Annotated in this window: 9 protein-coding genes; 7 read left to right on the top strand and 2 right to left on the bottom strand. The window is 55.0% G+C overall.

What is annotated here, in order from left to right:
* The first annotated feature begins 71 nt into the window (after positions 1-71).
* Positions 72-566 (top strand): tRNA adenosine(34) deaminase TadA, encoded by a 495-nt coding sequence (gene tadA / locus ACPXSQ_RS11365; RefSeq protein ID WP_014605260.1) that lies wholly within the window; start codon positions 72-74, stop codon positions 564-566.
* On the opposite strand, the gene mltF is transcribed toward tadA, so the two are convergent.
* The gene (gene mltF / locus ACPXSQ_RS11360) at positions 563-2,020 is read right to left on the bottom strand and encodes a membrane-bound lytic murein transglycosylase MltF (protein ID WP_022623512.1); all 1,458 of its coding nucleotides are present in this window, start codon (positions 2,018-2,020) and stop codon (positions 563-565) included. The genes tadA and mltF overlap by 4 nt on opposite strands.
* Positions 2,021-2,287: 267 nt before the next feature.
* Here mltF and purL point away from each other — a divergent pair, with 267 nt between their 5' ends.
* The 5 genes from purL to glnB all read left to right on the top strand — a co-directional run bounded on the left by purL (position 2,288) and on the right by glnB (position 10,611).
* Positions 2,288-6,178, top strand: a complete 3,891-nt coding sequence (purL, locus tag ACPXSQ_RS11355) for a phosphoribosylformylglycinamidine synthase (RefSeq protein WP_014605262.1) — start codon at positions 2,288-2,290, stop codon at positions 6,176-6,178.
* 568 nt (positions 6,179-6,746) lie between these two features.
* The gene (locus ACPXSQ_RS11350; protein WP_110286946.1) at positions 6,747-8,174 is read left to right on the top strand and encodes a sensor histidine kinase; all 1,428 of its coding nucleotides are present in this window, start codon (positions 6,747-6,749) and stop codon (positions 8,172-8,174) included.
* Between the two features lie 3 nt (positions 8,175-8,177).
* Complete coding sequence (gene qseG, locus ACPXSQ_RS11345) at positions 8,178-8,849, top strand: two-component system QseEF-associated lipoprotein QseG (RefSeq protein WP_426143730.1); 672 nt, start codon at positions 8,178-8,180, stop codon at positions 8,847-8,849.
* Positions 8,849-10,183: a two-component system response regulator GlrR gene (gene glrR / locus ACPXSQ_RS11340; protein WP_014594327.1), complete on the top strand. Its 1,335-nt coding sequence runs from the start codon at positions 8,849-8,851 to the stop codon at positions 10,181-10,183. The genes qseG and glrR overlap by 1 nt, the downstream gene beginning before the upstream one ends.
* Before the next feature lie 89 nt (positions 10,184-10,272).
* On the top strand, positions 10,273-10,611 hold the full coding sequence (gene glnB, locus ACPXSQ_RS11335; RefSeq protein WP_003848647.1) for a nitrogen regulatory protein P-II: 339 nt from the start codon (positions 10,273-10,275) through the stop codon (positions 10,609-10,611).
* A 206-nt stretch (positions 10,612-10,817) separates the two neighbouring features.
* Here the strand turns inward: glnB and hmpA are convergent, their stop codons facing one another.
* The gene (gene hmpA / locus ACPXSQ_RS11330) at positions 10,818-12,002 is read right to left on the bottom strand and encodes an NO-inducible flavohemoprotein (RefSeq protein WP_426143727.1); all 1,185 of its coding nucleotides are present in this window, start codon (positions 12,000-12,002) and stop codon (positions 10,818-10,820) included.
* Positions 12,003-12,327: 325 nt separating this feature from the next.
* Between hmpA and glyA the strand changes: the two genes are divergently transcribed.
* Positions 12,328-13,581 (top strand): serine hydroxymethyltransferase, encoded by a 1,254-nt coding sequence (gene glyA, locus ACPXSQ_RS11325; protein WP_015699732.1) that lies wholly within the window; start codon positions 12,328-12,330, stop codon positions 13,579-13,581.
* Positions 13,582-13,589: the final 8 nt, after the last annotated feature.

Raw genomic sequence — 13,589 nt, 5'->3', positions numbered from 1 at the left:
GCTGTCACGCTTCGGTTTTACGGATTCGATGGTTATAATGCGCCGCTTTTTTGCTGCCGGGAGTGGTCTGCGTGACTCAAGAACAAGATGAATACTGGATGCGCCGGGCGCTTACGCTGGCGCAGCGCGCATGGGAGCAGGGCGAAGTGCCGGTCGGTGCGGTGCTGGTTCAGGGCGATCGGGTGATAGGCGAGGGCTGGAACCGGCCTATCGGGCAGCACGATCCCACCGCCCATGCGGAGATCATGGCCTTACGTCAGGGCGGGAAAGTGCTGGAGAATTATCGCCTGCTCAATACCACGCTTTACGTCACGCTGGAGCCCTGCATTATGTGTGCGGGCGCGATGGTGCACAGTCGCATTGGCCGTCTGGTTTATGGCGCGCACGATGTAAAAACCGGCGCAGCTGGCTCACTGATTGATATTCTGGGCCATCCGGGAATGAATCATCAGGTGGCGCTGCATCAGGGAGTGCTGGAAGAGGAGTGCGCGGCAATGCTGAGCGACTTTTTCCGCATGCGCCGCCAGCAACAAAAAGCGCTGCGTCAGGCGCAGCGCGAAAGTTAATTCATTGCCACCTCAGGCGTGACGGCAGGATAACCTTTTCCCAGCTCTGCCTCCAGGGCCGCCTGTTGGGCAATGCGTTTTTCCTGCTCCTGCAAATAACCCACCAGGCTAATTTCATATTTGCGGATATTCTCCACGTAATTATAGGCTTCCTGCCCGCGTGCATAGCCATAGGTGGTTTGTGAGTAGTAGCGCTTCTGGCTCAACATGGGTAGCCGCAGTTTGACATCTGCCCAGCTGTCGGGATTTCCACCCTGTTTAGCCGTGAGCTTACGCACATCCAGCATATGCGCATAGCCCATGTTATAGGCCGCCAGGGCAAACCAGATACGCTCATCTTCCGGAATCGTTTGTGGCACCTTTTCCATCATGTTTTGCAGATACTCGCTGCCGCCACGGATGCTCTGCTCTGGATCGGTACGGTCACCTACGTCAACGCTGTCAGCGGTATTCCGCGTTAACATCATCATGCCGCGGACGCCGGTAGGCGACGTCGCCTGCGGATTCCAGTGCGACTCCTGATAGGAAATCGCCGCCAGCAGCCGCCAGTCGATATTTTTGGCGTACTTTTCAAACAGGGGTTTTATATCGGGCAGCACGTTATCAATGGAGCGCAGGAAGGTGCGGGTATCCACGTAGTCGAAGGTGCCGACGTGACCGAGATATTTCTCTTCAAGTCTTGCCATCGCCCCTTCTTCTCCCATGCGGTTAAAGAAATCCAGCATGGCGGCGTTCAGGCTGTCATCGCTTTCGTGCGGTAAATACCACGTTACCGGTTCTTCATCGGTGACGTCGAAAGCCACGGCCAGTTGGGGATGAATGCGCTGAAGCAGGGAAATCGTCACGGAATCGCCAATCGTATAATCCAGCTTGCCTTCCGCCACGGCTTCCAGCAGGGCTTTCGGACTTTGATCGGTCGAAATGGCCCAGTCGAGATCGGGATAGTGATTCGCCCGGGCGTTTTTAAGCGTCGACAGATAAGCCGATCCAGAGGCAACAACCAGTCGCCCCTTTAAGTCACCCAGGTTTTTTGGCCGCGGTTTGTCCACGCGATAGACCAGCTGCTGCGAAACGCTGTAGTAGCCCGGGCCGATCTGATAACGCGACAAACGCTCATCGTTATAAATCAGACCTGCCGCCAGCAGATCCGCTTTGCCGTCGTCGAGCGCATCGAACAGATCGCTGAGGTTGGCGCGCACCGTTATATCAAGCTTAACGCCCAGATAATCGGCAAAACGCTTCGCCAGCTCGTAGTCCATCCCGGCCGGTGCTTTATTCACGGTGTAGTAAGTCAACGGCGAGTTTACGGTACTGACGCGTAGCACTCCCCGTGATTTAATCTGTGAAATCGTATCTTGTCCTCCCCCGTACCAGGGAATAGACGGCCACAGTGCCAGAGCCAGCAGCACGGTAAGCAGACCGATAACCAGATAATTAAATTTTAGGCGTTTCAAATAGTTATCTCTCGATGGCTCCAAGGCCTCTGTCTTTTAAGGCAGTATTGATCTTGTTTTAACTCCCAGAGCGAGGGGCATTTTGCGCAACAAACACCGGCAGAGCAACTTATAAAGCAATTTTTGCGCAAATTTCAGGCAAATCTTGATGGCCATAAATTTTGCGCAAACGGTTTCGTCGCGGAGTGGGTTTCTTTATAATACGCCCCGTTTTCCCCTGTTGCGCCCAATGAAGCGTCGCCCGGCGCTTCGAAGACGAGAGATCTTATGATGGAAATTCTGCGTGGTTCGCCCGCCCTGTCGGCATTTCGTGTAAACAAATTGCTGGCCCGCTTTCAGGACGCTCATCTGCCGGTGAGTGATATTTACGCTGAGTACGTCCATTTTGCCGATGTCAGCGCGCCGCTGAGTGAGGATGAAAAATCCCGTCTGCAGCGCCTGCTCAAGTACGGTCCTTCTCTCGCTGAACATGCGCCACAAGGGCGTTTAATTCTGGTCACGCCACGTCCTGGTACGATATCGCCGTGGTCATCAAAAGCCACAGACATTGCTCATAACTGCGATCTGTCGCAGGTGCGTCGTCTGGAACGAGGCATGGCCTTTTATGTCCAGGCACCTCAGCTTTCTGAAAGCCAATGGCAAACGCTCTCCGCACTGCTGCACGACCGCATGATGGAAACGGTTTACAGCGATTTCAGCGAGGCTGAGCAGCTGTTTGCTCACCATGAACCTCAGCCGGTCAAAAGCGTTGATGTGCTGGGTGAGGGCCGTCAGGCGCTGGTTCAGGCCAATATGACGCTCGGCCTGGCGCTGGCCGACGACGAAATTGACTACCTGCTGGCGGCCTTTACCCGGCTGGGACGCAATCCGAACGACATTGAACTTTATATGTTTGCCCAGGCGAACTCTGAGCACTGTCGCCACAAAATCTTTAACGCTGACTGGATCATCGACGGCGAAAAACAGCCTAAATCACTGTTTAAAATGATTAAGAACACCTTCGAGCAAACGCCGGATTATGTTCTGTCAGCCTATAAAGATAACGCGGCGGTAATGGAAGGCTCGGAGGTCGGTCGCTTCTTCGCGGACGCAGAAAAGGGTGAGTACGCCTATCACCAGGAAGCCGCGCACATTCTGATGAAGGTTGAAACGCACAACCACCCAACCGCGATTTCGCCCTGGCCTGGCGCGGCAACCGGCTCCGGCGGTGAAATTCGTGATGAAGGCGCCACGGGGCGCGGTGCCAAGCCGAAAGCTGGCCTGGTCGGGTTCTCGGTGTCGAACCTGCGCATCCCCGGCTTCGAACAGCCCTGGGAGGAGGATTTTGGCAAGCCAGCGCGCATCGTCAGCGCGCTGGATATTATGACCGAAGGCCCACTGGGCGGCGCAGCCTTTAACAACGAATTTGGTCGTCCGGCCTTAAACGGCTACTTCCGGACCTATGAAGAGCAGGTTAACAGCCACAACGGGACTGAACTGCGCGGCTACCACAAGCCCATTATGCTGGCTGGCGGCATCGGAAACATTCGTGCGGACCACGTTCAGAAAGGTGAAATCACCGTCGGGGCCAAACTGGTCGTGCTGGGCGGGCCGGCGATGAATATCGGCCTGGGCGGTGGTGCGGCATCATCCATGGCATCAGGCCAGTCCGATGCGGATCTCGACTTTGCATCGGTGCAGCGTGACAACCCTGAAATGGAGCGTCGCTGCCAGGAAGTGATTGACCGTTGCTGGCAACGGGGCGATGACAACCCGATTCTGTTTATCCACGATGTGGGCGCGGGCGGCCTGTCCAACGCCATGCCGGAACTGGTCAGCGACGGTGGACGCGGCGGTCGCTTCAACCTGCGCGACATCCTGAGTGATGAACCGGGAATGAGCCCGCTTGAAGTCTGGTGTAACGAATCACAAGAGCGCTATGTGATGGCCGTGGCCCCTGAAAAGCTGGCCGAGTTTGCTGCCATTTGTCAGCGCGAACGTGCGCCGTATGCGGTGATTGGTGAAGCCACCGAAGAGCAGCACCTGACCCTGAACGACAGCCACTTTGATAACAGCCCGATTGATATGCCGCTGGACGTCCTGCTGGGCAAAACCCCGAAAATGACGCGCGATGTGGTGAAACTGCAGGCGAAGGGCGATGCCCTGCAGCGCGAGGGCATTACGCTGACGGACGCGGTAAATCGCGTGCTGCACTTGCCAACCGTAGCGGAAAAAACCTTCCTGATCACAATCGGCGATCGCAGCGTAACCGGTATGGTGGCGCGCGATCAGATGGTTGGCCCCTGGCAGATCCCGGTTGCCAACTGCGCCGTTACGACGGCCAGCCTCGACAGCTACCATGGCGAAGCCTTCGCGCTGGGCGAGCGTGCGCCTGTCGCACTGCTGGACTTCGCCGCCTCGGCCCGTCTGGCGGTTGGTGAAGCACTGACTAACCTGGCGGCGACGCCGGTCGGTTCGTTGAAGCGGGTGAAACTCTCGGCTAACTGGATGTCTGCAGCAGGCCATCCGGGGGAAGATGCGGGCCTGTATGAAGCCGTAAAAGCCGTTGGCGAGACGCTGTGCCCGGCGCTTGGGATCACTATCCCGGTGGGTAAAGACTCTATGTCGATGAAAACCCGCTGGCAGGAAGGCACCGAACAGCGCGAAATGACCTCGCCGCTGTCGCTGGTGATCACGGCTTTTGCAAGGGTAGAAGACGTACGTCGCAATGTGACGCCACAGCTGGTCGCCGATCGGGACAACCTGCTGCTGTTAATCGACCTTGGCAACGGCGCTAACACCTTAGGCGCGACGGCGTTGGCTCAGGTTTATCGTCAACTGGGCGACAAGCCTGCTGATGTCCGTGATGCAACGCAGCTGGCTGGCTTCTTTAATGCCATCCAGGCCCTGGTCAGCCAGCAAAAACTGCTGGCTTACCATGACCGCTCAGACGGCGGCCTGCTGGTTACCCTGGCGGAAATGGCTTTCACCGGTCACTGTGGCATCGAAGTCGATATCGCGGCGCTGGGCAGCGATGCACTGGCTGCGCTGTTCACCGAAGAGCTGGGGGCGGTGATTCAAATCAACGCGGCGGATCGCGAAGCCGTGGAGCAGATTCTTGCTGAACATGGCCTGGCGCACTGCAGCCATGTGCTGGGCAGCGCACAGTCGGGCGATCGATTTGTGATTCGCTCAGGCGACAGCGCGGTTTACAGCGAAAGCCGCACCACCTTGCGGACCTGGTGGGCAGAAACCACCTGGCAGATGCAGCGTCTGCGTGATAATCCGGCCTGCGCCGATCAGGAACATCAGGCAAAGCAGGATGACGCCGATCCCGGACTGAACGTTAGCCTGACCTTTAAGCCAGACGAAGACGTTGCGGCACCGATGATTGCAACGGGTGCGCGTCCACGCGTTGCCGTGCTGCGCGAGCAGGGCGTTAACTCGCATGTGGAAATGGCGGCCGCCTTTGATCGGGCAGGTTTTACGGCGGTTGACGTGCATATGAGTGACCTGCTGGTGGGCCGGATCGATCTGGAACCTTTCCAGGCGCTGGTGGCCTGTGGCGGTTTCTCCTACGGTGACGTATTGGGCGCGGGTGAAGGTTGGGCGAAATCCATTCTGTTTAACCCGCGCGTACGCGATCAGTTCGAGTCGTTCTTCCATCGCCCACAAACGCTGGCGCTGGGCGTGTGTAACGGCTGCCAGATGATGTCTAACCTGCGTGAATTGATTCCGGGTAGTGAGCTGTGGCCGCGCTTTGTCCGTAACCAGTCTGAACGTTTTGAAGCACGCTTCAGCCTGGTTGAAGTGGCTGCCAGCCCGTCGTTACTGTTGGATGGCATGGCCGGTTCCCGTATGCCGATCGCCGTATCGCACGGCGAGGGCTTCGTGGAGGTGCGTGATGGCGCGCACCTTGCCGCACTGGAATCGAAAGGGCTGGTGGCGCTGCGTTATGTCGATAACACAGGCAAGGTGACGGAAGCCTATCCGGCAAACCCGAATGGCTCGCCAAACGGTATTACTGCGGTGACCAATGAAAGTGGACGCGTCACAATTATGATGCCGCATCCAGAGCGTGTGTTCCGCACGGTCAGCAACTCATGGCACCCGGCTGAATGGGGCGAAGACAGCCCCTGGATGCGCATTTTCCGCAATGCACGGAAACAATTGGGTTAAGAACGGTGAAAAAAGACCGGGAGGCCTGAGTGCCTCCCTTTTTTATTCCCCAGTTGTTGGCAAAAGGAGACATACGTCACCTTTTGTTGTCGCCGATTGGTGACATCTATCTTTATGATTTTTATAGATTGAAAGGGAAAGGCAAAATTGTGTTGGTATCTGGCGACACTTTTAGCGGACCGGACAGTCTGAAATGAGCGAAGTCAGCTGAATGGTTTTTTTCAAGGTGTTGATCATAAAGGTATTTTAAAAACTGGCATGAACCTTGCTATACTATGCCTGTTGCTCATTCATCTGTTTATGATTGCCACCCCACAGCGGGCAGAGCTCATAAAATCCGAATGACGCACCAAACGGAGCCTGTCGTCCACCCAACCGATAATCGTATGTTCTGCATCGTTATCAAGCATCGGACGCAACGTTGAGTTAGGCTCCACCCATTCTCTCGTACTGCTATGGCGGTGCGTCAACGGCAGGCCATCGCGCCTGCCGTTTTCTTTTCTGCCTCTTCCTTCTCTGGGCTGACTCCGCTAGCATCCGGTAAGCGTATCTTTAAGGAAGCCGTCGCGTGAAAAAATGGCGTTTATTTCCCGGGTCCCTGCGCCAGTTGGTGCTGATGGCCTTTTTGCTGGTGCTCCTGCCGCTGTTGGTGCTGGCCTGGCAGGCCTGGGAAAGTCTCTCAGCGTTAAGTAATCAGGCTGCCGACACTAACCGAAATACCTTTACTGACGTCAGGCGCAGCGAGGCGATGGCACGCACCGCTATCGAGCTGGAACGGAGTTATCGCCAGTACTGTGTGCTGGGCGATACGTCTCTGGCAAAGCTCTATCAGACGCAGCGTATCCGCTATGGTCAGATGCTCAGTTCCCATGCCGACAGCCTGCCCGATTTACCGGCGTTTAAAACGTTGCAGGCTATTTTGCCGCAGCTGGAAACCATGCAGTGCGATAATGGTAATCCTGTGACCGGTGCGTCACAGGCGCTGGAAAAATTTTCAGCGACAAACGTGCAACTGGTGCAGGATACGCGAGAAGTGGTGTTTGCACGTGGTCTGCAACTGCAACGTGAAATAGCCGACCGCGGTCAGTTTTTTGGCTGGCAGGCGCTTATCCTGTTTATTATCAGCCTGACGTTAACCCTGCTGTTTACCCGCATGATCATCGGCCCGGTAAAAAGTGTAGAGCGGATGATTAACCGACTTGGCGAAGGACGCGAACTGGGCAGCAGCATGGTGTTTCGCGGTCCGCGCGAGTTACGCTCTTTGGGGCAACGTATTATGTGGTTAAGTGAACGCCTGGCCTGGCTGGAAACCCAGCGACATGAATTTTTACGTCATCTTTCACACGAACTTAAAACGCCGCTTGCCAGCCTGCGTGAAGGTACAGAGCTGCTGGCTGATGAGGTTGCGGGCATACTGAATCCTGAACAGAAAGAAATCGTCTCAATACTGGATAACAGCAGTCGCCACCTGCAACGCCTTATCGAACAGCTACTTGATTACAACCGCAAACTGGCTGATGGCCCGATTACCCTGGAAACGGTGGATCTGAATGACATCGTGTATGACGTTGTTAATGCGCATGCACTCTCAGCCCGAACCAAGCTTATGCATGTCAATATCGATCTGAAAGCCACAGATTGCCTGGCAGAACCTATGCTATTGATGAGCGTGATTGACAACCTCTACTCTAACGCCGTGAACTATGGCAATGAATCCGGTAACATTTGGCTGCAAAGCCAGCGGCAGGGCGATCGGATAATCATCGATGTCGCTAACAGCGGTACGCCCATTCCCGAAAATGAGCAGGAGATGATTTTTGAACCTTTTTTCCAGGGCAGTCATCAGCGTAAAGGGCCGGTCAAAGGCAGCGGACTGGGGTTAAGCATCGCAAAGGATTGTCTGCGCCGCATGCACGGTAGCCTGCAACTGGTTACCCGTGACGACGCTGATGTTTGTTTTCGCATCGAACTGAACACCACAGCCGGGAAAGTCTGAAGCATGAAATTTTTCGCCGCCCTCATGATAAGCGCACTGAGCAGCATGATGCTCAGTGGGTGTGCCTCATCCCCGGTCACCACAACAGCCCAGCCCGCTTCGGGCAGCGTTGTGGTGCCCGAAGCACGGCTGGTCGACTATCTCAGTATGCGCTGCGTCGATATCTGGCGTATTGAGAATAGCGCCGCCATAACGAATCCCCTTTACTGGATGCGCAGTATAGACTGTGCCGAACGACTTTCTCCCGCTGAAGCACGAGCGGAGGCTCACCGCTGGCCGGTGGACAGCTGGTCGCGCGCCTTTAAGCAGGGGGTATTAATGGCAAACGGCAATGTGACGCCACTGGAACGCCGCGACTACATCAACGTGCTTGATGGCTACAGCGAGCAGTTCCCCCCCAATATGCGTGCGTTAATTCAGCTCTGGCGCAGCAATCAGGTCGCCCAGCTTGAACTCAGCGCCATGCGGTCACGCTACGCCCATTTGCAACAGAGCAGCGATGCCCAGTCAGATTCGCTGCGTCAACAACAGATAAAACTGCGTCAGCAGCTCAGTGATACCCAGCGCAAACTGGAGCGGCTAACCGATATTGAGCGCCAGCTTTCGTCGCGCAAAACCTCTGATATGCCTGACGGCAGTCACGGAACGGCACTGCCACAAGAGGAAGATCAGTAATGGTGAAACAAGCGGCCCACCTGCTTTTAGTGGATGATGATCCCAGCCTGCTCAAACTGTTAGGTATGCGCCTGACCAGTGAGGGATATCAGGTGACGACCGCGGCCAGTGGGCCCGATGCGCTTCGGCTGTTGCAGAAAGAGAAGATCGAGCTGGTCATCAGCGATCTGCGCATGGATGAAATGGACGGCCTGGCATTATTTGCTGAAATTCAAAAGCGTCACGCGGGTTTACCGGTCATCATTTTAACGGCGCATGGTTCAATCCCGGAAGCCGTAGCGGCAACGCAGCAGGGCGTGTTCAGCTTCCTTACCAAGCCTGTGGATCGCGATGCACTGTATAAGGCGATAGACGAAGCCCTGGCGCAGCGAGCGCCAGTCAGCGACGACCGCTGGCGTGAAGCAATAGTGACCCGTAGCCCGCAGATGCTGCGCTTACTTGAACAGGCACACATGGTTGCCCAGTCAGACGTCAGCGTGCTGATTAACGGGCAAAGCGGCACGGGTAAAGAAGTCCTGGCACAGGCTATCCATGCCGCCAGCCCGCGCGCGCAAAAGCCGTTTGTGGCCATTAACTGCGGTGCCTTACCAGAGCAGCTTCTGGAATCAGAGTTGTTCGGTCACGCCAAAGGCGCCTTTACCGGCGCGGTCAGCGCGCGTGACGGCCTGTTTAAAGCCGCGGAAGGCGGCACGCTGTTTCTGGACGAAATTGGCGATATGCCGCCTGCACTGCAGGTGAAGTTACTGCGCGTGCTGCAGGAGCGTAAAGTCCGGCCGCTGGGCAGCAATAATGATATCGATATTGATGTCCGGATTATCTCGGCCACGCACCGGGATCTGCCGAAAGCGATGGAAAAGAATGCGTTTCGCGAAGATCTCTTTTACCGCCTGAACGTGGTGAACCTGAAAATCCCCGCGCTGCATCAACGTACCGAAGATATCCCACTGCTGGCTAACCATTTGCTGCGTCAAACGGCAGAACGGCATAAGCCGCAGATCCGCAGCTTCTCCGTCGATGCGATGAAGCGCCTGATGTCTGCCAGCTGGCCAGGTAACGTGCGTCAGTTGGTTAACGTTATTGAGCAGTGTGTCGCACTCAGCTCCTCGCCCGTTATCAGCGATGCGCTGGTAGAGCAGGCGCTGAGTGGCGAAAACAGCGCGCTACCGACCTTTGTTGAAGCACGGAATCAGTTCGAACTTAACTATCTGCGTAAGCTGTTACAGATGACCAAAGGGAATGTCACCAACGCCGCGCGTCTGGCTGGACGTAACCGTACCGAATTCTATAAGCTGCTGTCACGGCATGAACTGGACGCCAGCGACTTTAAAGAGTAATTTTTTGCCCCCATAGTCTGCGGCGCTGCCAGCGACATTTATACTTTAATAACCCTCTAACCATGGAGGGCTCGAGGAAAGGATCTGACATGAAAAAGATCGATGCAATTATTAAACCCTTCAAGCTCGATGACGTGCGTGAGGCACTTGCTGAAGTCGGCATTACCGGCATGACCGTGAGCGAAGTAAAAGGATTTGGTCGCCAGAAAGGCCATACGGAACTCTACCGTGGCGCAGAGTACATGGTGGACTTCCTGCCCAAGGTGAAAATCGAAATGGTTGTCGGAGATGATATCGTTGATACCTGCGTCGAAACCATCATGCGCACCGCACAAACCGGAAAAATCGGCGACGGTAAAATCTTTGTTTTCGATGTTGCCCGCGTAGTGCGCATCCGTACTGGCGAAGAAGACGAAGAAGCGATTTAATTCACTTTAGATGCAAAATCTTTAGCTGAAATCCCGGCGATGTTGGAAAAGTTTCATTCGTCGAGATCTCGCCCCGTCCTGATATGAGGGAGGGGCGAAAAGCTGTCTGTTTCACCACAAAGTGTTACCCCCGCCCGCGTTAACGCAGCACTGCACACCGAACGGCTGGCACCACTGCTTCAAGGGCGTCGTTCGCAGTTGCCGATTCATATCTCTTTATGTGGACCGAACAGCTCATAGTGAATTCTGTCCGCCGTAATGCCGACCGCATGCAACTGCTTAACGATAAATTGCATAAAGCCAAGTGGCCCGCAGAGATAAAAGTGGGTATTCACATCCCGCAGCCGCGCTGACAGGGTCGCCAAATCCATCATACCATGCGCATCGTAGCGGCCTGCATCGGGTTCGTCCGGCTCGCGATACCAGATGTGCTTTGCAAAATCAGGAAGCAGAGCACCGGTGGTGGTCACTTCGTCTGCGAAGGCATGCTGTTTGCCATTTTCGGCGGCGTGAAGCCAGTTGACGGGCGCCAGATGCCGCTGTGCAGCCAGCGCGTGGAGCATTGCCAGCATTGGGGTTTGTCCAACGCCGGCGGAAATGAGCGTGACCGGCGTTGTCGGGCTCACCTGCAGGAAAAAATCGCCGTGCGGGGCGGCCAACTGCACTTCACTGCCGACTTCTGCATGCTGATGTAGCCAGCCGGACAGGATTCCCTGCGGCGCCTGTTTCACCGCAATACGGTACATTTTCTCGTTGCTCCCTGTGGTTAGTGAGTACTGACGAATTTGATGATATTCACAACCTGCGGGCTGCAAGTGAAGCGTCAGATACTGACCGGGTTTAAAGGGGGCAACCGGACCCCCGTCCACAGGCGTAAAAGTAAAGCTTTTGATCACGGCACTCTGCTGCTCAATCGCGCTGATGCGAAACGGTCGCGTTCCGCGCCATCCGCCTTTTTGCTGCTCCGATGCCTGATAAATCGCTTCTTCGCGCTGGATAAACACATCCGCCAGTACGCCGTAAGCACGTCCCCATGCTGCCAGCACGTCATCACCGGGATTCAACAGTGTTTTGATGGTAGCAAGTAAATGCTCACCCACAATTGCATACTGCGCGGGCTGAATATTCAGGCTGGTATGTTTTTGCGCAATTTTTTCAACGGCCGGCAGTATTGCCGTCAGGTTTTCGAGGTTTGCGCCGTAGGCACATATCGCATTGAACAGGGCTTCACGCTGCCCGCCGTTACGTTGATTATTCATGTTAAAGACATTTTTTAGTTCAGGATGCTGAGCAAGCATGCGGTCATAGAAATGAGCAGTCAGATCGGGGCCGCAGGCGGCAAGGGCGGGAAGGGATGATTTCACGGTAGCAATAGTCTGAGCATCAAGCATGGCAACACCTCATTTAAAGTTGCATTTTAAATGCATCTTATGATCGTTTCTTTCATGCTGTAAATCTCATGCTGGGTTTTACTGGCAGCAACTGGCCGGTTTTCGCGACAAAAGTGCAAAAAATCTTTTACAGAGTGAAAAAATGATATTGGCGGGCAATCGTTGCAAAAAAGGGATAAAAAGGCATGGCGTCTCGGTAGCCAAACGTTTGCGTAAAAAGAGGGAATTCACCCTACCTTACCCCGATAAAACGGTTTACACTGTCTGCCTTCGCCCTCAGGGGGCGTAAATTGCCGATTTAAAGATAGCCAGTCAGGAGATGCGGATGTTAAAGCGTGAAATGAACATTGCCGATTATGATGCCGAGTTGTGGCAGGCGATGGAGCAAGAGAAAGTGCGTCAGGAAGAGCACATTGAACTGATTGCTTCTGAAAACTACACCAGCCCGCGTGTTATGCAGGCGCAAGGTTCTCAGCTCACTAACAAATATGCCGAAGGCTATCCGGGCAAGCGCTACTACGGTGGCTGCGAATACGTAGACATTGTTGAACAACTGGCTATCGACCGTGCTAAAGCCCTGTTTGGCGCTGACTATGCGAACGTGCAGCCTCATTCTGGTTCTCAGGCTAACTTTGCCGTTTTCACCGCGCTGCTGCAGCCAGGCGATACCATTCTGGGCATGAACCTGGCACACGGCGGTCACCTGACACACGGTTCACCGGTTAACCTGTCGGGCAAACTGTACAACGTTGTGCCTTACGGCATCGACGAAACCGGTAAAATTGACTATACCGAGCTGGCCGAGCTGGCACAGACTCATAAGCCTAAAATGATCATCGGCGGTTTCTCGGCGTATTCCGGGATTTGCGACTGGGCTAAAATGCGTGAAATCGCTGACAGCGTTGGCGCATGGCTGTTTGTGGATATGGCGCACGTTGCCGGTCTGATTGCTGCGGATGTTTACCCTAACCCGGTTCCACATGCACATATCGTGACCTCCACGACGCACAAAACCCTGGCTGGTCCGCGCGGCGGTATCATCCTGGCGCAGGGCGGCGATGAAGAGCTGTACAAAAAGCTTAACTCAGCCGTCTTCCCTGGTGGACAGGGCGGCCCGCTGATGCACGTGATCGCCGGTAAAGCCGTGGCCTTCAAAGAAGCCATGGAGCCTGAGTTTAAAGCCTACCAGCAGCAGGTCGCCAAAAACGCTAAGGCAATGGTAGAAGTGCTGATCGCGCGTGGCTATAACATCGTATCAGGCGGCACCTATAACCACCTGTTCCTGATCGATCTCGTCAGCAAAAACATGACCGGTAAAGAAGCCGATGCCGCACTGGGCCGCGCGAATATCACCGTAAACAAAAACAGCGTGCCAAACGATCCGAAAAGCCCGTTTGTCACCTCTGGTGTTCGAATTGGTACGCCTGCCGTTACGCGCCGTGGCTTTAAAGAAGCAGACGTACGCGAACTGGCCGGTTGGATCGCGGATGTGTTAGACAACATCAACGATGAAGCCACCATTGAGCGTACCAAGCAGAAAGTACTGGATATCTGTGCGCGCCTGCCGGTTTACGCATAATCCTTTCT

This window comes from Pantoea sp. EEL5 (assembly GCF_049892805.1).
Taxonomy (GTDB): domain Bacteria; phylum Pseudomonadota; class Gammaproteobacteria; order Enterobacterales; family Enterobacteriaceae; genus Pantoea; species Pantoea ananatis.
Note: the sequence above shows the minus strand (reverse complement) of the source record. Positions and strands in the feature narration are given on the sequence as shown.

What these genes read in the sequence shown, in the direction of transcription:
- purL (WP_014605262.1), top strand. Translation starts at nt 2,288, where the DNA reads ATGATGGAAATTCTGCGTGGTTCGCCCGCCCTGTCGGCATTTCGTGTA.
- qseG (WP_426143730.1), top strand. Translation starts at nt 8,178, where the DNA reads ATGAAATTTTTCGCCGCCCTCATGATAAGCGCACTGAGCAGCATGATG.
- glrR (WP_014594327.1), top strand. Translation starts at nt 8,849, where the DNA reads ATGGTGAAACAAGCGGCCCACCTGCTTTTAGTGGATGATGATCCCAGC.
- glnB (WP_003848647.1), top strand. Translation starts at nt 10,273, where the DNA reads ATGAAAAAGATCGATGCAATTATTAAACCCTTCAAGCTCGATGACGTG.
- hmpA (WP_426143727.1), bottom strand. Translation starts at nt 12,002, where the DNA reads ATGCTTGATGCTCAGACTATTGCTACCGTGAAATCATCCCTTCCCGCC.
- glyA (WP_015699732.1), top strand. Translation starts at nt 12,328, where the DNA reads ATGTTAAAGCGTGAAATGAACATTGCCGATTATGATGCCGAGTTGTGG.